Origin of the sequence: uncultured Aggregatibacter sp., from assembly GCF_901873365.1 — a bacterium.
Taxonomy (GTDB): domain Bacteria; phylum Pseudomonadota; class Gammaproteobacteria; order Enterobacterales; family Pasteurellaceae; genus Aggregatibacter.
Genome location: NZ_CABFLM010000048.1, coordinates 1 through 22,216, shown reverse-complemented (window position 1 = coordinate 22,216; position 22,216 = coordinate 1). Strand labels below are relative to the sequence as shown.

Here is a 22,216-nt window from a genome sequence, read left to right as displayed (position 1 = left end):
ATAACCCATTTCAATTAATCGGGAATAATGAGATAATTTCTCAAAATTTACGTTAATTTTGGTAAAAATTCTCAAATGATGAAATTATGTACCACTTAGATAAACTCGATCGGGCGATTCTTAATGAATTGCAAACGGATGCCACCCTTCCGCTAAAAGAACTGGCTGATCGGGTTAACAGCACGATTGCCACCTGCCAACGCCGTATTCAGTTACTTAAACAACATCACGTTATCACCAAACAAGTGGCCATTGTCTCCCCTTCCGCCGTTGGGAAATCCATTAGCGTATTTGTGTTGGTGGAGTTAGATAATCAACAATCTCATTATCAAGCTGAATTTGAACGCAAAATGCGCGGGGAGAAGGATGTGATCGCCTGTTATGAAATTTCCGGCGATTATGATTATTTGCTGTTGGTGCATACAGAAGATATGACAAGCTACCACCGTTTTATTCATCAAGTGTTAATCGGTGGCGCCCATGTGAAAGGTTACAAAAGTCAGTTTGTGATGAATTTTTTTAAGGCAGAAAGCAAAATTATTCTATAGCCTAATGTTGCCTAAATTACCAGAGGCTCATTTGTTCCGAGGTTTTTTCTTCCGGCAGGGTGACGTGTAAGCCGATTAAGCGAATGCTTCTCCCCTGCCGGCGCGCCCAAATTTGCCCCAGCAATTGTTGAAAATTTTCATGTGAAAATTCCACCGCACTTTTCTCCAATGTTGTTACTTGGAAATCTTCAAATTTGAGTTTCACGCCAATTTTTCTTAATTGTGTCAAAGGCATTTCCGGGCAAGCACGTTGCACGCGCTTCACTAACTGCGGATACAGGGTTGCCAACACGTTAACGCCTTCTTCCAACTGATGGATATTACTTAATAAGGTGGTTTCCACGCCCACAGACTTGCGCTCACGGTGCGGCTGAATTTCCCGCTCATCAATACCGTGGCTATACTGCCAAATGCGTTGCCCCATTTTGCCAAATAAATTTAACAACAGGTGACGCTCCGTTTTCTGTACATCGGCACAGCACACCAATCCCATTTGCCGTAATTTTTCCGCGGTGACTTTGCCCACACCGGGAATTTTCTTTAAAGGCAAATTGGCGACAAAATCACTCACCTCTTTCGGCTCAATCACAAATTGTCCGTTAGGTTTATTTTGATCAGAGGCGATTTTGGCGAGGAATTTTAACGGCGCAATGCCGGCAGACGCAGTAAGATGAAGTTCATTGAAAATCGCCTGACGAATTTCCTGCGCAATCCATGTGGCGGAACCGGCGCATTTATCACAATCGGTCACGTCTAAATAAGCCTCATCCAGCGAAAGCGGCTCAATAATAGACGTATAACGTTGAAAGATTTGATGAATTTGTTGAGAAACTGTGCGATACAACGGCATATTCACCGGTAACAACACCAAACTCGGGCAGCGTTTTAAGGCTTGGGCAGTAGGCATTGCACTATGTAACCCAAATTGACGAGCAATATAATTACAGGTGCTCAACACCCCTCGTTGTTCGGCACGCCCTCCCACCGCAACCGGCTTATCGGCTAATGCGGGATTTTCGCGTATTTCAACGGAAGCATAAAAACAATCCATATCAATATGGATAATTTTTCTGGGTTTGCCATTCAACATATCAGACATAACTAAAGTTCAGACAACTAAAGTGCGGTGACTTTTTGCGATGTTTCTTGAGGCGGTATTTCAGGTTGATAAGAAAAAGTGCGATAAAAGAATGCAATCAGTAATATTATCAACATGATAAGAATCTGAATTAAGCGTTTTTTCGTGAGTTTTTCGGCAGCCATAAATCCTCGCTCGGTGTTTTATACTTCTTAAATTGACCATTTAGTGGTATTATTGAGGCAGATCAATTTTACACCATTTTTAATACGTTTTCTTTGAATTTGGGGAACAGATGAAAATTCTAACGACAGAGACAAAATTAGGACGTCGAGTTCAATCAGGAGGATGTGCTATCCATTGTCAAAACTGCAGTATTAGTCAGTTGTGTATTCCTTTTACACTCAATGAGCACGAGTTGAACCAGTTAGACAATATTATTGAGCGCAAGAAGCCTATTCAGAAATCCCAAGTCCTTTTCAAAGCCGGTGATGAACTGACGTCAATCTACGCAATTCGTTCCGGCACGATTAAATCTTATACCATTAGCGAAACCGGTGAAGAGCAGATTACCTCATTTCACTTACCCGGTGATTTGGTTGGCTTTGATGCCATTATGAATATGCAGCATCCTAGTTTTGCGCAAGCGTTAGAAACAGCGATGGTGTGTGAAATTCCCTTTGATATTTTAGATGATTTATCCGGCAAAATGCCGAAATTACGCCAACAAATTATGCGTTTGATGAGTAACGAAATCAAAAGCGATCAAGAAATGATTTTATTATTGTCGAAAATGAACGCAGAGGAACGCTTGGCCGCCTTTATTTATAACCTTTCCCAGCGTTATTCCGCTCGCGGTTTTTCTGCCCGCGAATTCCGTTTAACCATGACGCGTGGTGATATTGGTAACTATCTTGGTTTAACGGTTGAAACCATCAGTCGGTTGTTAGGCCGCTTCCAGAAATTGGGTATTCTATCGGTTCAAGGTAAATACATTACGATTAATAATATGGCTGAATTAATCGAATTATCCGGTACCAATAAAACAAAAATCAAAATGGTTATCTAAGCCAGCCTTATTACTAGTGCAGCAAAAATGTTGCACTAGATCACCTTTTTAAAGACCGTACCTTGTTATTTCAGCAAATATGTTCTACCCTATTTGCCATCGCAATAATGGAGGTTGTGTATGAAATTCAATAATATACTGGTGGTCTTAAACCCGGAAAATGACAAACAATACGCCCTTGCGAGAGCCGTTCGCTTAGCACAAGAGCAAAAAAGCCAAAATCCCGTCAATATTACCCTATTCCTTGCCATTTATGACTTATCTTACGAAATGTCGGCGCTCCTTTCTTCTGAAGAACGGACAGAAATGCGCCATAACGTCATTGAACAGCGCAAGTTAGCGATTCAACCGTATATTGAAAAATACGCCTCTGACGGCATCCAATTCTCCTCTACTGTGGTTTGGCACAGCAATGAAGCAGAAGCCATTACTCGCGAAGTGGAAACCCATAATTATGATTTAGTGGTGAAATACACGAAAGCAGAAGAAAGCTTGAAATCTTTAATTGTTACCCCGGTAGATTGGCAAATTTTGCGTAAATGTCCTACGCCAATTTTGGTGGTAAAAGACGGTGACTGGAAACATCAACGTCGTATTTTAGTCGCGGTAAACGTTTCTGATGATGAAAACGAGGCACATAGCTCATTTAATGATGAATTGGTTTCACTCAGTATGGACCTAGCCGATTCCTTAGACCGAGGCAATATTCATCTGGTTACTGCCTATCCGCCAACCCCGATTAATATGGCAATTGACTTACCGGAATTTAGCACTGGCGACTGCAATAGCGGATTACGCGGACAGTATTTGTTAAATATGAAAGCATTACGCCAGAAATATGGGATAAGCGATGATCATACGCATGTTCTAGAAGGTTTCCCGGAAGACGTTATTCCTCAAGTAGCAGAAAAACTAGAAGCGGAATTGGTTATTCTTGGAACGATTGGACGAACAGGCCTATCCGCGGCTTTCTTAGGTAACACGGCAGAACACGTAATTAGTAAATTAAACTGCAATTTATTAGCCATAAAGCCATCAAAAAAGGACAATTAAGATAAATTTTGGGAGTAGTGCATATTTTTATTGACTACTCCTTTTTTTTACATTACTTTTTTCACACTACGAAATTACTTTTTATTTTGATTTTTAATTAATCACCCATCAAAAAGGAAACAAAGAATGAGAAAATCATTACTGATCACATTATTAGGATTAGCCGGTTTAGTACAAGCACATGAAGTTTGGGTTGTCGCGCCGGCACATATTAACACAAAAGAAGCACTTAATGCAGAATTAGCCTACGGTCATCATTTTCCGTATGCTGAGAAAATTGCAGCAGATCGCTTGCATTTTTTTGCACCACTTGAATTAACCGATAAAAATGGCATGACCAGCGAGCTCAAACAACAAGGGGAAAATTATCAATACACTACAGAAAAGCCATTGGCAGAAGGTTCGTATTGGGTAAGCGCGACCTATAAACCAACATTTTGGTCGCAAAATGCAAAGGGCTGGAAGCAAGAAAATATGCAACAAATGACGGATGCCACGTATTGTGAACAAACGCAAATGTTTGGTAAAAGCTTAGTGACCGTCGGTGATAAAGCTGATTCAACGGTATTTAAAGAAAAATTAGGTCAAGAATTAGAAATTGTGCCACTCAAAAATCCTGCTGAACTCAAAGAAGGTGAAGTTTTCCCATTACAGATTTTCTATAAAGGTAAACCATTGGCTGGTGAAACCGTAATTGCAACAGCAGACACCGTGGTTGTTAAAGATATTGAATCTGCTGAAGATCACCGTGAAATTCAGGGTTTTTCCAGCAAAACGGATAAAGACGGCAAAGTGAATTTCTTACCATTAATTGAAGGATTATGGAAAGTCAAAGTGGTACATAAAACAGCCTTTAGCGACCCTAAAGTGTGCCAACATTCAGCCAGTTATGCGACATTGGTCTTGCCGGTGGGTGAAAAACGCGCGCAATATACCCCGCACGAACATCATCACTAGTAGCATTATCACAACTTAATGAGCATTTCCGCTAACGCAAGTGGAAATGCTTTTTTATTCTCTGCCAATAAGAATGTCAGTATAATAAGCATAAAATAAGAGTTTCCTTTTTAGCGATATTTTTTCTAAGCGGGAAACTCTTCTTTTTTATGATGATTTAATGATTTTAATCCACTTTATTATTTTTTCTTCGCTTTAGCATTTGGAAGGTCAGTAATTGAACCTTCAAACACTTCAGCCGCAAGACCAACAGATTCATGAAGTGTTGGGTGGGCATGAATCGTTAATGCAATATCTTCTGCATCACAACCCATTTCAATCGCAAGACCAATTTCACCTAATAATTCACCACCGTTCACACCCACAATGGCGCCACCAAGTATGCGATGAGTATCTTTATCAAAGATTAATTTGGTCATCCCTTCTGAACATTCAGAGGCAATCGCACGACCGGATGCCGCCCAAGGGAATTTAGCCACTTCGTAGTTTAAGCCTTCTTGTTTACATTCTTTCTCAGTTTTACCCACCCAAGCCACTTCTGGTTCAGTATAAGCGATAGATGGAATCACTTTCGGATCGAAGTAGTGTTTTTGTCCGGCAATGACTTCCGCTGCAACGTGACCTTCATGAACACCTTTATGCGCCAACATCGGTTGACCAACAATATCACCAATTGCGAAAATATGAGGCACATTGGTACGCATTTGTTTATCCACATGAATAAAACCACGCTCATCCACTTCAACGCCTGCTTTGCCGGCATCGATTAGTTTGCCGTTTGGTGTACGGCCAATCGCCACTAACACTGCATCATAACGTTTAGTATCGTTACAGGCTTTACCTTCCATTGAAACATAGATGCCATCATCTTTTGCTTCAACCGCGGTAACTTTGGTTTCAAGCATTAACTTGAATTTTTTCTCGATTTGTTTGGTATAAATTGCCACAACATCTTTATCCGCAGCAGGGATAACTTGGTCGAACATTTCTACCACTTCAATTTCCGATCCTAATGCGTGATAAACTGTCCCCATTTCCAAACCGATAATACCACCGCCCATAATAAGAAGTTTTTTCGGCACTTCTTTTAATTTAAGCGCATCTGTTGAATCCCAAATACGTGGATCTTCATGTGGAATGAAAGGTAATTGAATTGGGCGAGAACCGGCTGCAATAATTGCGTTATCAAATTTGATTGTTGTTGGGTGACCATCACGATCGCGTGCCACTAACGTATGCGGATCAGTAAATGCCGCCAAACCTTCAACTACAGTGACTTTACGTGCTTTAGCCATCCCGGCTAAACCACCGGTTAATTTTGCTACAACCGCTTCTTTACCAGCACGTACTTCATCTAAATCAATACGTGGTTCACCGAAGTAAATACCATTTTTTGTTGCGTGTTTTGCTTCTTCAATCACTTTTGCAACGTGCAATAATGCTTTAGAAGGAATGCAACCCACGTTTAAACATACCCCACCAAGGGTTGAATAACGCTCAACTAATACGGTTTCTAAGCCTAAATCCGCACAACGGAACGCCGCTGAATAACCAGCAGGGCCGGCACCAAGCACCACGACTTGGGTTTTAATTTCTTTACTCATTTTTACCTCGTAAAAACGTTCAAATTTTTGACCGCACTTTGCGATCTTTGTAGGGCGGGCTTTCAGCCCACCAAGAGATCTCATTAATCGGTGGGCTGAAACCCACCCTACAGATTACATCACTAAGCGACGTAAATCCGCTAATACCCCATTGATATAGCTTAAGAAACGCGCACCATCTGCACCATCGATCACGCGGTGGTCGAAGGATAATGATAACGGAAGCATTAAGCGAGGCTCGAACTCTTTACCGTTCCAAACCGGTTGCATTTCAGACTTGGATACACCCAAAATGGCTACTTCAGGCGCATTCACGATAGGCGTAAAGTGCGTTGTACCAATACCGCCTAAACTTGAAATGGTGAAACAACCGCCTTGCATATCGGAACCGGAAAGTTTACCGTCACGGGCTTTTTTAGAGACTTCCATTAATTCGCGAGAAAGCTCGATAATGCCTTTTTTGTTCACATTTTTAAAGACAGGCACGACTAAGCCGTTTGGTGTATCTACTGCCACGCCAATGTTGATGTATTTTTTCAGCGTTAATTTTTGGCCATCTTCAGAAATAGAACTATTGAAACGCGGGAACGCTTCTAATGCTTTGGCAACCGCTTTCATAATGAACACCACTGGTGTGATTTTCACGTCTAATTTTTGTTTTTCAACAATCTTGTTCTGCTCTTTACGGAAAGCTTCTAAGTCGGTGATGTCGGTGCGATCAAAGTGCGTCACATGTGGAATCATGACCCAGTTACGGTGTAAATTCGCGCCGGAAATTTTGTTAATACGGCTTAACTCAACTTCTTCTACTTCACCAAATTTGCTGAAGTCCACTTTCGGCCATGGTAACAAGCCTAAACCTGCACCATTCGCTACGCCATTACCTGCGGCTGCAGCAGAAACCGTACCGGTTTCAAATGCTTTTACAGCAGTTTTCACATAGGCTTGAATATCTTCTTTAACGATACGACCTTTACGACCGGTACCTTTTACTTTATCAAGATTTACACCGAATTCACGTGCAAGACGACGAATCACCGGTGTGGCGTGTGCATAGCCTGCGCTTGCAACAACTTGATCTTGGCTCAAACCGGATACATTGCCTGATTGTGCTGCCGGCGCGGCTGCGGATACGGCTTGAGGCGCTGCGGCTTGTGGTGCAGCTGCGGCAACCGGTGCGGCACCTGCCACTTCAAATTTCATAATTAATGAACCGGTAGAGACTTTGTCACCCGCTTTCACTAAAATTTCTTTAACGACACCGGCAAATGGTGCAGGCACTTCCATAGAAGCTTTGTCACCTTCAACGGTAATTAACGATTGCTCTTCTGTGATGCTATCGCCTACTTTGACCATAATTTCAGTCACGTTAACTTCGTCACCACCAATATCCGGAACGTTTACATCCTTCACACCACCGGCAACCGGTGCGGCAGGTGCAGCAGCTGGCGCAGAGGCCGCTGGTGCTGAAGCAGACGCACTGCCGGCAACTTCAAAACGCATAATCAATGTGCCGGTGGAGACTTTATCGCCCGCTTTAATGATGATTTCTTTCACGATACCGGCAACAGGTGCTGGCACTTCCATAGACGCTTTATCGCCTTCAACGTTAATAATGGATTGATCCACTTCAACACGATCACCCACTTTTACCATAACATCAGTAACGTTGACTTCATCAGAACCGATATCCGGTACATTCACATCAACCACTTGTGCAGTCGCTGGTGCAGTGGCAGGAGTCGCGGCCGGTTGAGCGGCTTGTGCAGGTGCTGCGTCAGCACTCTCTAATACCAACATAGGCGTGCCGGTGGTCACTTTATCTCCCACTTTCACTAACACTTCTTTAACCACGCCTGCTTCAGGTGCCGGCACTTCCATCGATGCTTTATCACCTTCAACATTGATGATGGATTGATCCGCAGTAATCGTATCTCCAACTTTTACCATCACTTCGGTAACGGTCACTTCATCACTACCGATATCCGGAATTTGAATTTGTTTAGCCATTTCTTTTTACCTTTTAAACGTTTGGAAAACCAACCGCACTTTTATCAAGTGCGGTCGTTTTTTTCGTTATTTTTATGCGTATAACGGGTTCAATCTTTCAGGATCGATACCGTATTTTGCGATTGCTTCGGCAACCACTTTCTTGTCAACCGTGCCTTCTTGTGCCAACACATGTAATGCGGCAACCACAACGTGGTGTGCATCTACTTCAAAGTGGTCACGCAAGTTCGCACGGCTATCGGAACGACCGAAACCATCCGTACCCAACACATGATAATGTTTAGCCGGTACATAAGCGCGGATTTGCTCAGCAAAAAGCTTCATGTAGTCGGTTGCTGCAACGGCAGGCTTGTCATTCATCACTTGAGCGACGTATGGCACACGTGGTGTTTCGGTTGGATGTAACATATTCCAACGAACCGCATCCGCCCCTTCGCGAGCCGCTTCAGTGAAGGATGGCGCACTATAAACATCAGAGCTGATGCCGTAGTCATTCGCCAAGATTTGAGCGGCTTCACGTACATGACGCAAGATCGCACCGGAACCAAGTAATTGCACTTCGCCTTTACCTTTTCCTTGTACGTGTTCAAATTTATAAAGACCTTTACGAATACCTTCTTCTGAGCCTGCAGGCATTGCCGGTTGATCGTAAATTTCGTTTAACGTGGTGATGTAATAGAACACATCTTCTTGTTTTTCACCGTACATACGGTTAATACCGTCTTGCATGATAACCGCCACTTCATAAGCGAATGCCGGGTCATAAGAGACACAGTTCGGAATCGTTAAAGATTGAATGTGGCTGTGACCATCTTCGTGTTGTAAACCTTCACCGTTCAATGTTGTACGGCCTGACGTACCACCAATCATGAAACCGCGTGCCAATTGGTCACCTGCTGCCCACATTAAGTCACCCACACGTTGGAAACCGAACATGGAGTAGTAAATGAAGAATGGGATCATCGGCATATTGCTCACAGAATAAGACGTTGCTGCCGCTAACCAAGAAGAGGTTGCCCCTAATTCATTGATCCCTTCTTGTAAGACTTGACCGTCTTTCGCTTCGCGATAGTAAGCCACTAAATCACGGTCGGATGGGACATAATTTTGACCATGCGGGTTGTAAATACCGATTTGACGGAATAACCCTTCCATACCGAAAGTACGCGCTTCGTCTGCCACGATTGGAACAATATGTTTGCCCACTTCTTTGTCTTTTAACAACGTATTTAAGAAACGAACAAATGCCATTGTGGTTGAAATCGGACGCGGTTGTGCTTCTAACAACGCAGAGAATTCAGAAAGCTCAGGTGCTTTGAAGTTCACAGTAAATTTCGGATGACGTGCCGGCAAATAACCTTGTAAAGCTTTGCGACGTTCGTGCAAGTATTTATATTCTTCAGAACCTTCAGGGAAAGTCACATATGGCAGTTTTTCCAAATCTTCATCTTTCACTGGGATGTGGAAGTAATCGCGGTAAGCTTTGATACTCTCAGCAGACATTTTTTTGGATTGGTGCGCAGTATTTTTACTTTCTGCCTCAGCAATTTTATAGCCTTTCACAGATTGCACTAAGATAACAACCGGTTTACCGGCATTTTGTGCTTTCTTGAATGCAGCAAACACTTTAAGCGGATCATGACCGCCACGTTGTAACGCCCAAATTTCATCATCAGTCATATCAGCCACTAATGCAGCGGTTTCCGGATAACGACCGAAGAAGTGTTCACGTACATAGGCACCGTCTTTAGATTTGAAGGTTAAGTAGTCACCATCAACCACTTCCATCATTAATTGGGTGAGTTTACCTGTGGTATCTTTGGCAAATAATTTATCCCAACGGCTACCCCACATGACTTTGATCACTTCCCAACCGGCGCCCACAAATAAACCTTCTAATTCTTGAACGATTTTACCGTTACCGTTTACCGGGCCGTCTAAGCGTTGTAAGTTACAGGAAATGACGAAAATGAGGTTATCTAAATGTTCGCGTGCGGCGAAAGTTAATGCACCTTTAGATTCAATTTCATCCATCTCGCCATCGCCTAAGAAGGCATACACTTTTTGATCAGCAGTGTCTTTCAAACCACGATTTTGTAAGTATTTTAAGAAACGGGCTTGATAAATGGCGTTCACCGGGCCTAACCCCATAGAAACCGTTGAGAATTGCCAGAAATCCGGCATTAATTTCGGATGAGGGTAAGAAGACAAGCCTTTGCCATGCACTTCTTGACGGAAGTTGTCTAATTGTTCTTCCGTTAAACGTCCTTCTAAGAAAGCACGAGCATACATCCCCGGCGCCGCGTGGCCTTGGAAGAAGACTAAGTCACCGCCATTTTTCTCTGTTGCCGCTTTGAAGAAATGGTTAAAACCAACTTCATACATCGTCGCAGCAGATTGATAAGTCGATAAGTGACCGCCTAAATCCAGATCTTTTTTCTGACCACGTAACACCATCATCACCGCATTCCAACGAACATAAGAACGAATGCGACGTTCAATGTCTAAATTGCCCGGATACGCTGGTTGTTCTGACACAGGAATGGTATTCACATAATCGGTTGTAATCCCGCTTGGTAAAGAAACGCCACCGGCGCGAGCTTGTTGCATAACTTGATCGATAATGAACTGAGCGCGCTCAATGCCTTCCTCACGAATTAACGAATCAATTGATGCCAACCAATCGTTAGTTTCGATCGGATCTACGTCATTTTTTAACAATTCTGACATAGTTTTTTCCTTATTTTGTTAAGTTAGAAGTACGTTTAACCCTAATTTTTAATAGAAATTAAACAACGAAATTGATCACTAAAAAAAAGCCTAATTTGCCAAAAACTGACATTACAAATTTTTAACAAATAATGTAAATGTTATTAGATTTTTTGAAAAAATGATAGTAATTTTTCTCTCTTCACTTGAAAATACCCCATATTTGCATAGTTTCAAACTAACGCTATATAAATTAATATATCAAAAATTGTAATGTCCCATAAAATCCTTAAAAAACAACCGCACTTTCTAAAATGCTTGATTTTTATCATCTCTTCGTTTGAAAAAGAATTAAATATTGCGTATTTCACGTAATTAACCTACCATTAAACTCAACTATTAACACCCTAAAATTTGGAGAAAAAAATGCAAAACGAACTTATTTGCTATAAAAAAATGCCGGTTTGGACCAAAGACAGCTTGCCAAAAATGTTTCAAGAAAAACACAACACAAAAGTCGGCACTTGGGGAAAACTCACCGTATTAAAAGGTAAACTTAAATTTTATGTCCTCACAGAAAATGGCAATATTGTGAGCGAACACATTTTCACCTCACAAGATGAAACACCTTTTGTTGAACCGCAACAATGGCATCGTGTTGAAGCCCTTTCCGATGATTTAGAATGTTTTCTGGAATTTTATTGCACCAAGGAAGACTACTTCAGCAAGAAATACAATATGACCGCCACGCACGGTGATGTAGTCGATGCAGCTAAAATCATTAAACCTTGTAAAGTGTTGGATTTAGGTTGTGGACAAGGTCGTAACTCTCTCTATTTGAGTTTACTCGGCTATGATGTCACCGCTTGGGATCACAATGAAAACAGTCTTCAATTTCTAAACGAAGTCAAAGAGAAAGAAAATCTAAAAATTCAGACCGCACTTTACAATATCAACGAAGCAAACATTCAAGAAAACTATGATTTTATTGTGTCGACGGTGGTCTTTATGTTCCTCGATCGTGCTCGCGTACCGGCAATTCTTGAAAACATGCAAAACCATACCAATCCGGGGGGCTACAATTTAATCGTAGCTGCCATGTCCACTCCGGAAGTGCCTTGCCCACTGCCATTTTCATTTACTTTTGGTGAAAATGAATTGAAAGAATACTACAAAGATTGGGAATTCTTGGAATACAACGAAAACATGGGTGAACTGCACAAAACCGATGAAAACGGCAATCGTTATAAAATGAAATTTGTGACTATGTTGGCAAGAAAGAAATAGTTTGCCGATTTAGAACAGAAAAAGACCGCACTTTATTACTGCGGAATATGAAAAATCTGCGTCTTATGTCATGTATTAAGACGCAGATTTTTTATATTTACCCTTGATTAAACCATGTTACATAATCAAATTGGTCATAATATTTTTTACCGTTCCAGCCCGAAAAGGCGAATAAATCCCCGACTTGATCGCTTTGCTCAAAACCCGGAATATACACGGCAGATGCCAACTGCGGATAAGGTTTATGCGTAAATACCACTTTGTTTTTAAATGGCAACCGATCAAAGGCTTCGAGCTCTTCATAACTCACCCCTTGAGGGCTATCTTTATCTGTCATGATAATAAAAAGATTATCAAGGTTAATCCGTTTTAAACGTGTTTCCCACTTCTCTTTCGCCTCTTGCGCATTGCGGTAATGCATAAAATGGATAGGAACATCTCCCAACCAACCGACAGGGTAAGGCTTGTCGCTCGGTTTGAATTCCAATGTTTGCTGGTGATAAAAAGCCATATTTTGTAAATAACGGATAAAATCTCGTGGCTTTACATATAAATTGACAAAAGGCGAATTAAAAGGCTCATTCAAATCATGCAAAATAAATGCGCCCACGCAGTTACTGGATAACACGGACATTCCGTGATTTTGCAAACGTTCTCTTAGTTGGCGATTGATGGATTTTCGATGAAATTGATTCACCGCACTTTTGAATTTTGAAAATAAGGACATCATTGCCTCCAAATAACGCAATACGGCCACAACACATTGAAGAAAATCACTAAGCGTTCGCTATGAACGATGATGCCATAAAAACAGACTCCCCTAAATTTTACATTCAGGGGAGTTGTTCTCAGTCAAATTTAACCGTTATAACGTTTAAACACGAGTGTGGCATTCGTGCCACCAAAACCGAAACTGTTAGACATCACGGTTTGTAAACCGGCATTTTCTTTTGTTTCAGTCACAATGTTGCAACCCACGGCTTGTTCATCTAAGGTTTCAATGTTAATGCTTGGTGCGATAAAATCATTATCTAACATTAACAAGGTGTAAATGGCTTCGTGCGCACCGGCGGCCCCTAAAGAGTGACCTGTCATGGACTTGGTGGAAGAAATCGCCGGCATTTTATTGCCAAATACGTTTTTAATCGCACCCAATTCTTTCACATCACCGACTGGCGTTGATGTACCGTGCACGTTAATGTAGTCGATTGGTGTGTCAACAGTTGCCATGGCTTGTTTCATGCAACGTTCTGCGCCTTCACCGCTTGGCGCCACCATGTCATAACCATCGGAAGTCGCACCATAACCGACGATTTCCGCGTAAATTTTCGCACCGCGTGCAAGCGCGTGTTCCAATTCTTCCACAACCACCACGGCACCACCGCCGGCAATCACGAAGCCGTCACGGTTTGCATCATACGCACGGGACGCTTTGGTTGGGGTTTCATTGTATTTGGTGGACACTGCGCCCATCGCATCAAATTCGGTCGCACATTCCCAAGACAACTCTTCTGCGCCACCAGCAAACACGATGTCTTGTTTACCTAATTGGATGAGTTCTAATGCGTTGCCAATACAGTGTGCTGAAGTGGCACAAGCGGAACTGATACTGTAGCTTACGCCTTTAATTTTGTACGGTGTTGCCAAACACGCAGATACGCTGGATGCCATAGTTTTCGTGACGGCATAAGGGCCAATGGCTTTCACACCGCGCGGACCACGCACAGCATCACAAGCCACTAACTGATTATGGGCAGAACCTGTGCCGGCGCCGATCACCAAGCCGGTACGTTCGTTAGACACTTGCTCTTCCGTTAACCCTGCATCTTCAATCGCTTCTTTCATAGAAAGATAAGCATAGGCTGCCGCATCGCCCATGAAACGATACACTTTACGATCGATTAACTCGCTCGGATTTAATTTAATGGTACCGGCAACATGGCTGCGCATTTTCATGTCAATAAATTCAGGGACGATTTCAATACCGGATTTACCAGCTTTCAATGAAGCCAATACTTCTTCTTTGTTGTTACCAATACTGGAAATAATACCAAATCCGGTGATTACTGCTCTTTTCATTCGTTATTCCTTAATGAGTTGGGAAATTGATTTTCGACTTACATTTGTTAGCTGAACGCAATTTACTATGAAATCAAAATATTGCAAGCATTAATTATAACGTTCGACCAGTTAGGGCAATTAGGCGTATTATATTAGACACCTCAAAAGCAACGAAAGGAAATCACGCCCAATGCGCTTAGTGACTCATGCCGAGATTCATTTTAATCAAGAAAATACGCCCATTTCCGACCAATTTGACGATGTTTATTTTTCTAACCAAGACGGTTTGGAAGAAAGCCGCTACGTTTTCCAACAAGGCAATCAGCTATGGCAACGTTGGCTAAAACATGAACAAGCGTATTTTATTATTGCTGAAACCGGCTTTGGTACAGGGCTCAATTTTTTGGCGGTCACCACGCTTTTTCGGGAATTTCGCCAACAATTTCCACAGGCAACATTACAACGACTATTTTTTATTTCCTTCGAAAAGTATCCATTAACACGGGAAGTATTAACGCTTGCCCATCAACATTACCCGCAATTTAGCGCCCTCACGGCACAATTACAGGCACATTGGCTAGACCCGATTGAAGGTTGCTATCGTTTTCATTTTGAGGAAACCACACTCGATCTTTGGTTTGGTGATATTCACGACAATTTGCCACAGCTTGGCGATTATATGCGTGACAAAATTGATGTGTGGTTTTTAGACGGATTTGCCCCAAGTAAAAACCCCGATATGTGGAATGACGCGCTTTATACGCAAATGTACCGTTATACCAAACCGCAAGGCACATTCGCTACCTTTACGGCGGCAAGTGCGGTACGCAAAGGCTTGGAAAATGCCGGTTTCAGCGTGCAAAAGCGCAAAGGTTACGGTAAAAAACGTGAATGCTTGGTGGGTGAAAAAACACTTGAAAAACCCACCGCACTTTTCACTCCGTGGTATCTGCCACAACCTGCCAAGTTTGAAGGTGTGGCGGATGTTGCCATTGTGGGTGGCGGCATCGCCTCCTTATTTACCGCACTCGCCTTAATGCAACGTGGCGCGAACGTCACCCTTTATTGCAAAGATCCACAGCCGGCGATGAACGCATCCGGCAATAAGCAAGGGGCGTTTTATCCGCAACTGAGCGATGATGATGAACGCAACATTCGCTTTTACATACAGGCTTTTGCCTATGGCTTACAACAATTACGCAACACCAAAAACCTCATTGAATTTGAACATGAATTTTGTGGTGTGGCACTGTGTGGCTATAACGAAAAAAGTGCGGTCAAATTACAGAAAGTTTCGCAACTTCAGCTACCTGAAGGTATTTATAACAACCTAAACCAAGCAGAATTAAGCGATAAAGTCGGTCTCCCGTTGCCTTGTGGTGGCGGATTCATTCCACAGGGCGGATGGCTTGCGCCACAACAATTTGTGCAGAATCTATTCGCTTATTTGCAGCGGCGCGGACTCAGTATAAAAACGTCGCAAAAAGTGACCGCACTTTCCCCACAAAAAAACGGCTGGCTGGTGACAAATGCTGAAAACGACAGGTTCCATCATCAAATCGTCGTCCTCGCCAACGGGCATCAACTACATGAATTTCCTCAAACACAGTCACTACCGCTTTATGCCGTGCGCGGGCAAGTCAGCCAAATTTCCACGTCAGAACATCTGCTAAAACTGAAATCTGTGCTCTGTTATGACGGCTACCTCACCCCTGCCGATCAGGCGAAAACCACCCATTGCATTGGCGCCAGCCATGTGCGGGATTGCGCTGACCGCACCTTTAGCGAACAGGAACAACGGGAAAATCAGGAAAAAATCCAAAAGAACCTAGAGGGTATGCCTTGGGTAAAAGAGATGGATACGTCTACCAATCTGGCGCGAATTGGCGTGCGTTGCGCCGTGCGGGATCGTATTCCAATGGTAGGCAATGTGCCGAATTTTGAACAGCAATGCGTGGATTATAAAAATTTGTTCAACTTACGCCGTCGCAAACAACCCATTCCACCGGCTGCCGTATATCCGAATTTATATCTCATCGGCGCACTGGGTTCACGCGGCTTAACCTCTGCCCCGATATTGGGCGAAACACTCGCTTCGTTAATCTACAACGAACCACTTCCGCTCAGCGAAGACCTTATTCACCACCTATCTGCCAATCGCAGTTGGATGCGTAAATTACTGAAAGGCACGTCGATTGAGAATTTATCGTCTTAATACAATGATTTTTAACTTTTATACTTGGAAGTATCATTATGACTCGAATTAATCTGATTCCACCTACAGAGCTATGCGATCAGCATTTATTGGCGGAACACCGCGAACTGACACGCATTCCGAATGCTGTCGCCAAAGGTAAATTTCACTTAAAAGGGCAACCGGAGGAATATAAATTAGGTGAAGGCCATGTGAGATTTTTCTTTAATAAAATGGCGTTTTTGAAAAGGCGATATGATGAATTACATACGGAATGTAAAGCGCGTGGTTTTAAGGTTCAATATATTTGGCCTGAAGCACTGCCCTCCTCACCTGAACTTTGGCTTGATTATCAGCCGACCGATGCAGCACTTGAAATAAATCGCCAAAGGATTCAAGAACGAATGCCAAAAAAAGCAAGATTTACAGCACATCAGCCATTTGCACCAAATAAGTGCGGTGTGTTTTAGGCGTGTTTTGCGAATGTAAAACAAAACCCCATTCAGATTCGAATGGGGTTTCTTTTTATCGGAAATTATTTCTCGAGATTTAATGGCTCAATGTGCCAAATATTTTCCGCGTATTCCTTAATGGTACGGTCGGAAGAGAAATAACCCATGTTGACGATATTTTGAATCGTGCTGTCAATCCACGCATCACGATTTTTATATTTTTCATCCACCCATTTTTGGGTCTCTACATAGCTGCGGAAATCAGCAAAGGCTTGGTAGAAATCGTGATATTGTAAACCCTGTAATAGTTGTTGATAACGGTTCGGATCGTTTTCGGAGAAACGACCGTTAATGATTTGATCAACAACATTTCTTAGTTCGGCATCTTCTTGATAGAAATTAAATGGACAGTAGCCATCGCGACGTAACTTCTCGACTTGTTCTACGGTATTACCGAAAATAAAGATGTGGTCTTTGCCGACATGTTCCAAAATTTCTACGTTTGCCCCATCTAATGTCCCCAAGGTTAAGGCACCATTTAACGCAAATTTCATGTTACTAGTACCGGAGGCTTCCGTGCCCGCCAAAGAAATTTGTTCAGAAATATCTGCCGCCGGAATGATCAATTGAGCTAAACTGACGCTGTAGTTCGGGATAAAGACCACTTTTAAGCGGCCACCCAAACGGGCATCGTTATTGATGACATTGGCAACATCATTAATTAAATGGATGGTTTGTTTCGCTGCGTAATACGCCGATGCTGCTTTACCGGCTAAGATAAACACGCGAGGTTGCCAATCTTTTTCCGGATGCTCTAACATGGCGTTGTAACGGGCAATAATATGCAACACGTTCAAAATTTGACGTTTATATTCGTGAATACGTTTGACTTGAACGTCAAATAACGCATGGGGATCCAGATCAATGTCTAATGTTTTCTTCACGTAATTTGCCAATTTCACTTTATTTGCAAATTTAATATCCGCAATAGCGTGTTTGAAATCCGCTTCATGCGCGTATTGTTTTAATTTTTCGATTTGGCTTAAATCACAACGCCAATCAGAACCGATATATTTATCAAACAACGACGCTAATTGTGGGTTTGCCACAGCAAGCCAACGACGCGGGGTAATACCATTAGTCACGTTAGTGAAACGTTCCGGATAAATACGCGCGAAATCTGCAAAAGTCGACGTCACCATTAAATCAGAATGAATTGCCGCCACACCATTGACTTTGTGCGAACCCACCACGGATAACCACCCCATGCGCACCTTGCGCTGATACCCTTCTTCGATTAAAGAAACGCGACGAATGAAATCCAGGTCGGTAGTGATGTAGGTTTTGACGTATTCCAAGAAATGATCGTTAATTTCAAAAATCATCTGTAAATGACGCGGTAAGATTTTCGCCATCATTTCCACCGGCCAGGTTTCCAAGGCTTCAGACATCAAGGTGTGACATGTATAAGAGAAAATACGACGGGTCATATCCCAGGCTTTCTGCCATGAAAAGCCTTCTTCATCAATTAAAATGCGCATTAACTCAGGAATGGCTAATGCCGGGTGAGTATCATTTAAATGAATTGCCACTTTATCCGCTAAATTTTCCAAGCTGCTATGCGTGCGTTTATGACGGCGGATAATGTCTTGCAATGACGCAGAAACCAAGAAATATTCTTGACGCAAACGTAATTCGCGACCGTTCCAAGTGGAATCATCCGGATAAAGCACACGGGAAAGATTCTTAATGGAAGCACGGCTTTCCACCGCCGCAATGTGTTGACCGCGGTTAAAATCTTCTAAGTTAAACAGTTCGCCGGCATGAGCTGCCCACAAACGTAATGTGGCGGCAGAGTCATTTTGATAGCCCGGAATCACTTGGTCATAAGCAAGTGCGGTCACTTCTTCGCCTTTATTCCAGATACATTTTTTGCCTTCAAAATGAATGTTACCACCGAAAGAAACGGTGAAACGTTTAGACGGACGAATAAATTCCCAAGGCGCGCCTTTTTCTAACCAGGCATCCGGGCGTTCAACTTGTTGTCCGTCTTCAATTTTTTGACGGAACATACCGTATTCATAACGAATACCGTAGCCCATGCCCGGTAAGCCTAAGGTGGCAATAGAATCCATGAAACAGGCGGCTAAACGACCTAACCCACCGTTACCTAAGCCCGGATCCACTTCTTTTTCAATAATTTCTTCTAAATCAACGTTTAATTCGGAAAGGGCTTCTTTAGCGATGTCGTACAATCCTTCTGCAATCATGGCATTGGATAACGTACGACCAATCAGAAATTCCATTGATAAATAATAAACACGGCGTGCGTCTTCAGCTCTGGCTTCACGCGCGGTAGTGATCCAACCTTCAGTAACGAAATCCCGCACCGCGTATAACGTGGCATTGAGCCAATCTCGTTGGCTCGCCTCTTTAGGAGAACGACCAATTAAAAAAATCAGTTTATAAACAATCGTTTTTTTCAATGAATCAACATTGACTTCAGGTCGATTGTACAGGAATGGAGAATCAAAATTATCCATTATCATAAGAAAACATCCTCAGTAAATGAAAAGCGGATGAATTTTAATCATTCAAGATAAAAAAACAACAACAATCTTCTGCGTAAAGTGTGTTTTAACGCTACGCAGAAGATAAGTATTTTATTAATGAGATAAAATTCGTTGATATAAATGTTGGTAGTGGGTTGCAGAGATTTGCCAACTGAAATCTTGTTCCATTGCAGTTACACGGACCGTTGTCCATAAACGTTGTTTTTTCCATAAAGCAAATGCCGTTTGTAACGCTTGGCGCAAATCATCCGCCGTCGCATGACTAAAGACAAATCCGGTTGCTGTTCGAGCTTGAATATTTTCCGCTGTGCTATTGACCACCGTATCCGCCAAACCACCCGTTGCACGAACTAAAGGTAACGTACCGTATTTTAAGCCGTAAAGCTGTGTTAAACCGCAAGGTTCAAAACGGCTTGGCACTAAAATGACATCGCCACCGGCAACCATGAGATGTGATAACGCTTCATCGTAGCCAATTTTAACGGCAATATTTTGCGGATAAGTTTCCGCTAATTGACGAATACCGGCTTCTAAGTGCGGTGCGCCTGAGCCAAGAATTGCTAACTGTCCGCCTTGTTTAACGATTTCATCGGCGCTTTCTAGCAATAAATCAACGCCTTTTTGTTCCGTTAAACGAGTCACCATAACAAACAATAGCGCATCAGATTGTTGTGGAAGATTGAAATAAGCTTGTAGATCCGCTTTGTTTTTCGTTTTGCCACCCATGTATTTCAACTTGTAACTATGTTGAATGTACTGATCGTTCATCGGATGCCAAATTTTTTCGTCAACGCCATTTAGAATGCCCACCAAGCGCCCTTCATGATCAAGGGTGGAAAGTAAGCCTTGTAAGCCATAAGCAAATTCCGGTGTGGTAATTTCTTTCGCATAAGTCGGACTAACGGCTGTCACGGCATCTGAATAATAGAGCCCGGCTTTTAAGTAAGAAATTTGCCCAAACAACTCTAATCCATCCACATGGAACATACTGTGTGGCAAGCCGATTTCAAATAAATGGCGATAATCAAATTGACCTTGATACGCCAAATTATGAATGGTGAAAACCGATTTTGCCGGACGACCTTTATTAAATAAATAGGCTGCCGTTAAACCGGCATGCCAGTCATGGGCATGAACCACGTCAGCGCGCCACCAGTAATCTAATCCGGTGGACAACTCCGCCCCCACCCAGCCTAATAATGCAAAACGTTTATAATTATCGCCATAATCATTGTAATAGCCATCATGATACGGATTGCCTTCACGGGCATATAAGTGCGGTGCATCAATAAGATAAACGCCGACACCGTTATATTCGCCATAGCGCAAAACGATATGACCGGCAAAATTATCCCATTCCGCAACAACTGACGTATTTGGAATGCCCGTCACAATCGCCGGATACGCCGGCAACAAAATACGCGCATCAATGCCGATTTCTTTTTGAGCAAAGGGCAATGCCCCCATCACATCGGCTAATCCGCCGGTTTTCAGTAAAGGATATAACTCCGAGCAAACGTGCAATACTTTCATTTTATTTACCTAATATGGTACCAAAATGGCACCGAAGATGACGCGCGTTTTCTAACGCGTGCCGTTATAAACAATTCTGTTACAGGCACAAGCGAAGACGCTTGCGCCTGCATTTGCCTTCTTAAAGTGCGGCCACAAAATCCAAAGGATTTTGAACGTTGGCTTTGCCAACGGCTCCGAAGGAGCGAGTAAAAATCAAAACGTGTTGAAAACAGACCGCACTTTCACGTTAGTCTAAATGTTCTTCCGAGAACACATCTTGTCCTTCTAATTTTTTCAACATAGACGGTGTGACTAAAATCACTTTGCCGGTTGAACTGATACGGAAACGTTTACTGTCCAATTCACGGTCCACGCCAATTTGCATACCGTCCGGAATGACACAATGACGATCCACGATACAATGTTTCAATATGCAATTTTTGCCAATTGTCACTTCAGGCAAGATCACAGAATGATCAATCACAGAACCTTCGTTAATTTTAATCCGATCAAATAACACAGAATAGCTGATTGATGCATCGGTAATGACACAACCACCGCCGATAAGGGAGTTATCCACCGGCTTAACATTGGCATTTTTATAAAAGAATTTAGACGGATAGGCTTGCACCGGGTTACCACGAATCGGCCAAGTTTGGTCATAAATATCTAATTGCGGATGTTCAGACACCAAGTCGATATTCGATTGCCAGAAGCTGTCTAATGTCCCCACATCGCGCCAATAAATATCGCCTTCCGTGTTACGTCCCATGCAGGAACGACTAAACGGATGGGCGTATAACGTGCCTTCTTCCAAACATTTCGGCAATACGTCTTTACCAAAGTCATGAGAGGTGCAAGGCGTGTTCACTTCTTTATTTAGCATTTCATAAAGATAATCGGCATTAAACACATAGATCCCCATGGATGCCAATGAAGTCTCCGGTTTGCCCACCATGGCAGGCGGATCTTTCGGTTTTTCTACAAATGCTTTCACTTTCAGATTTTCGTTGACCGCCATCACGCCAAATTCATGGGCCTCGGAGCGTGGCACTTCAATACAACCCACGGTACATTTTGCACCACTGGTGACATGATCTAATAAC

At 42.6% G+C, this 22,216-nt stretch carries 17 protein-coding genes; 7 read left to right on the top strand and 10 right to left on the bottom strand.

Going from position 1 to position 22,216, the window contains the following annotated elements; translation table 11 throughout:
• The first annotated feature begins 86 nt into the window (after positions 1–86).
• Positions 87–548, top strand: coding sequence for an Lrp/AsnC family transcriptional regulator (locus tag QZ106_RS02640; RefSeq protein WP_295973888.1), 462 nt, complete (start codon positions 87–89; stop codon positions 546–548).
• Between the two features lie 16 nt (positions 549–564).
• Here the strand turns inward: QZ106_RS02640 and dinB are convergent, their stop codons facing one another.
• Both dinB and QZ106_RS02630 read right to left on the bottom strand, forming a co-directional pair.
• A complete protein-coding gene (gene dinB, locus QZ106_RS02635) occupies positions 565–1,647 on the bottom strand; it encodes a DNA polymerase IV (protein WP_295973886.1) in 1,083 nt (360 codons plus the stop codon).
• Between the two features lie 17 nt (positions 1,648–1,664).
• Positions 1,665–1,811 (bottom strand): hypothetical protein, encoded by a 147-nt coding sequence (locus tag QZ106_RS02630; protein WP_021616201.1) that lies wholly within the window; start codon positions 1,809–1,811, stop codon positions 1,665–1,667.
• 110 nt (positions 1,812–1,921) lie between these two features.
• Here QZ106_RS02630 and QZ106_RS02625 point away from each other — a divergent pair, with 110 nt between their 5' ends.
• From QZ106_RS02625 to QZ106_RS02615, 3 genes are all read left to right on the top strand, one after another.
• Positions 1,922–2,695, top strand: coding sequence for an FNR family transcription factor (locus QZ106_RS02625; protein WP_021616200.1), 774 nt, complete (start codon positions 1,922–1,924; stop codon positions 2,693–2,695).
• Between the two features lie 120 nt (positions 2,696–2,815).
• Positions 2,816–3,748 (top strand): universal stress protein UspE, encoded by a 933-nt coding sequence (uspE, locus tag QZ106_RS02620; protein WP_295973876.1) that lies wholly within the window; start codon positions 2,816–2,818, stop codon positions 3,746–3,748.
• 126 nt (positions 3,749–3,874) lie between these two features.
• Entirely contained in the window at positions 3,875–4,705 is an 831-nt protein-coding gene (locus tag QZ106_RS02615) for a DUF4198 domain-containing protein (RefSeq protein ID WP_295973875.1), read from the top strand.
• Between the two features lie 179 nt (positions 4,706–4,884).
• On the opposite strand, the gene lpdA is transcribed toward QZ106_RS02615, so the two are convergent.
• From lpdA to aceE, 3 genes are all read right to left on the bottom strand, one after another.
• Complete coding sequence (gene lpdA, locus QZ106_RS02610) at positions 4,885–6,309, bottom strand: dihydrolipoyl dehydrogenase (protein ID WP_033002559.1); 1,425 nt, start codon at positions 6,307–6,309, stop codon at positions 4,885–4,887.
• A gap of 114 nt (positions 6,310–6,423) precedes the next feature.
• Positions 6,424–8,319, bottom strand: a complete 1,896-nt coding sequence (gene aceF / locus QZ106_RS02605; protein WP_295973871.1) for a pyruvate dehydrogenase complex dihydrolipoyllysine-residue acetyltransferase — start codon at positions 8,317–8,319, stop codon at positions 6,424–6,426.
• A gap of 72 nt (positions 8,320–8,391) precedes the next feature.
• A complete protein-coding gene (aceE, locus tag QZ106_RS02600) occupies positions 8,392–11,049 on the bottom strand; it encodes a pyruvate dehydrogenase (acetyl-transferring), homodimeric type (RefSeq protein WP_295973869.1) in 2,658 nt (885 codons plus the stop codon).
• 405 nt (positions 11,050–11,454) lie between these two features.
• Here aceE and tehB point away from each other — a divergent pair, with 405 nt between their 5' ends.
• The gene (gene tehB, locus QZ106_RS02595; protein WP_295973864.1) at positions 11,455–12,315 is read left to right on the top strand and encodes an SAM-dependent methyltransferase TehB; all 861 of its coding nucleotides are present in this window, start codon (positions 11,455–11,457) and stop codon (positions 12,313–12,315) included.
• A 97-nt stretch (positions 12,316–12,412) separates the two neighbouring features.
• On the opposite strand, the gene QZ106_RS02590 is transcribed toward tehB, so the two are convergent.
• Complete coding sequence (locus tag QZ106_RS02590; RefSeq protein ID WP_295973862.1) at positions 12,413–13,042, bottom strand: DUF1919 domain-containing protein; 630 nt, start codon at positions 13,040–13,042, stop codon at positions 12,413–12,415.
• A gap of 131 nt (positions 13,043–13,173) precedes the next feature.
• On the bottom strand, positions 13,174–14,394 hold the full coding sequence (gene fabB / locus QZ106_RS02585; RefSeq protein ID WP_295973859.1) for a beta-ketoacyl-ACP synthase I: 1,221 nt from the start codon (positions 14,392–14,394) through the stop codon (positions 13,174–13,176).
• Between the two features lie 172 nt (positions 14,395–14,566).
• Between fabB and mnmC the strand changes: the two genes are divergently transcribed.
• The gene (mnmC, locus tag QZ106_RS02580; protein ID WP_295973856.1) at positions 14,567–16,591 is read left to right on the top strand and encodes a bifunctional tRNA (5-methylaminomethyl-2-thiouridine)(34)-methyltransferase MnmD/FAD-dependent 5-carboxymethylaminomethyl-2-thiouridine(34) oxidoreductase MnmC; all 2,025 of its coding nucleotides are present in this window, start codon (positions 14,567–14,569) and stop codon (positions 16,589–16,591) included.
• 38 nt (positions 16,592–16,629) lie between these two features.
• Positions 16,630–17,040, top strand: coding sequence for a pyrimidine dimer DNA glycosylase/endonuclease V (locus tag QZ106_RS02575; protein ID WP_295973854.1), 411 nt, complete (start codon positions 16,630–16,632; stop codon positions 17,038–17,040).
• 65 nt (positions 17,041–17,105) lie between these two features.
• Here QZ106_RS02575 and QZ106_RS02570 read toward each other — a convergent pair whose 3' ends face one another.
• The 3 genes from QZ106_RS02570 to QZ106_RS02560 form a co-directional block, all read right to left on the bottom strand.
• A complete protein-coding gene (locus QZ106_RS02570) occupies positions 17,106–19,571 on the bottom strand; it encodes a glycogen/starch/alpha-glucan phosphorylase (RefSeq protein ID WP_295973851.1) in 2,466 nt (821 codons plus the stop codon).
• Between the two features lie 117 nt (positions 19,572–19,688).
• The gene (glgA, locus tag QZ106_RS02565) at positions 19,689–21,128 is read right to left on the bottom strand and encodes a glycogen synthase GlgA (RefSeq protein WP_295973850.1); all 1,440 of its coding nucleotides are present in this window, start codon (positions 21,126–21,128) and stop codon (positions 19,689–19,691) included.
• Positions 21,129–21,357: 229 nt separating this feature from the next.
• The coding region (locus QZ106_RS02560) for a sugar phosphate nucleotidyltransferase (protein ID WP_295973847.1) at positions 21,358–22,216 on the bottom strand (859 nt) is incomplete at its 5' end.

Excerpts from the sequence above, each read along its gene's own strand:
- QZ106_RS02570 (WP_295973851.1), bottom strand. The coding sequence starts at position 19,571 with ATGATAATGGATAATTTTGATTCTCCATTCCTGTACAATCGACCTGAA.
- mnmC (WP_295973856.1), top strand. The coding sequence starts at position 14,567 with ATGCGCTTAGTGACTCATGCCGAGATTCATTTTAATCAAGAAAATACG.
- QZ106_RS02625 (WP_021616200.1), top strand. The coding sequence starts at position 1,922 with ATGAAAATTCTAACGACAGAGACAAAATTAGGACGTCGAGTTCAATCA.
- QZ106_RS02640 (WP_295973888.1), top strand. The coding sequence starts at position 87 with ATGTACCACTTAGATAAACTCGATCGGGCGATTCTTAATGAATTGCAA.
- uspE (WP_295973876.1), top strand. The coding sequence starts at position 2,816 with ATGAAATTCAATAATATACTGGTGGTCTTAAACCCGGAAAATGACAAA.
- dinB (WP_295973886.1), bottom strand. The coding sequence starts at position 1,647 with ATGTCTGATATGTTGAATGGCAAACCCAGAAAAATTATCCATATTGAT.
- QZ106_RS02575 (WP_295973854.1), top strand. The coding sequence starts at position 16,630 with ATGACTCGAATTAATCTGATTCCACCTACAGAGCTATGCGATCAGCAT.
- lpdA (WP_033002559.1), bottom strand. The coding sequence starts at position 6,309 with ATGAGTAAAGAAATTAAAACCCAAGTCGTGGTGCTTGGTGCCGGCCCT.
- aceE (WP_295973869.1), bottom strand. The coding sequence starts at position 11,049 with ATGTCAGAATTGTTAAAAAATGACGTAGATCCGATCGAAACTAACGAT.
- QZ106_RS02615 (WP_295973875.1), top strand. The coding sequence starts at position 3,875 with ATGAGAAAATCATTACTGATCACATTATTAGGATTAGCCGGTTTAGTA.
- fabB (WP_295973859.1), bottom strand. The coding sequence starts at position 14,394 with ATGAAAAGAGCAGTAATCACCGGATTTGGTATTATTTCCAGTATTGGT.
- QZ106_RS02630 (WP_021616201.1), bottom strand. The coding sequence starts at position 1,811 with ATGGCTGCCGAAAAACTCACGAAAAAACGCTTAATTCAGATTCTTATC.
- tehB (WP_295973864.1), top strand. The coding sequence starts at position 11,455 with ATGCAAAACGAACTTATTTGCTATAAAAAAATGCCGGTTTGGACCAAA.
- aceF (WP_295973871.1), bottom strand. The coding sequence starts at position 8,319 with ATGGCTAAACAAATTCAAATTCCGGATATCGGTAGTGATGAAGTGACC.
- QZ106_RS02590 (WP_295973862.1), bottom strand. The coding sequence starts at position 13,042 with ATGTCCTTATTTTCAAAATTCAAAAGTGCGGTGAATCAATTTCATCGA.
- glgA (WP_295973850.1), bottom strand. The coding sequence starts at position 21,128 with ATGAAAGTATTGCACGTTTGCTCGGAGTTATATCCTTTACTGAAAACC.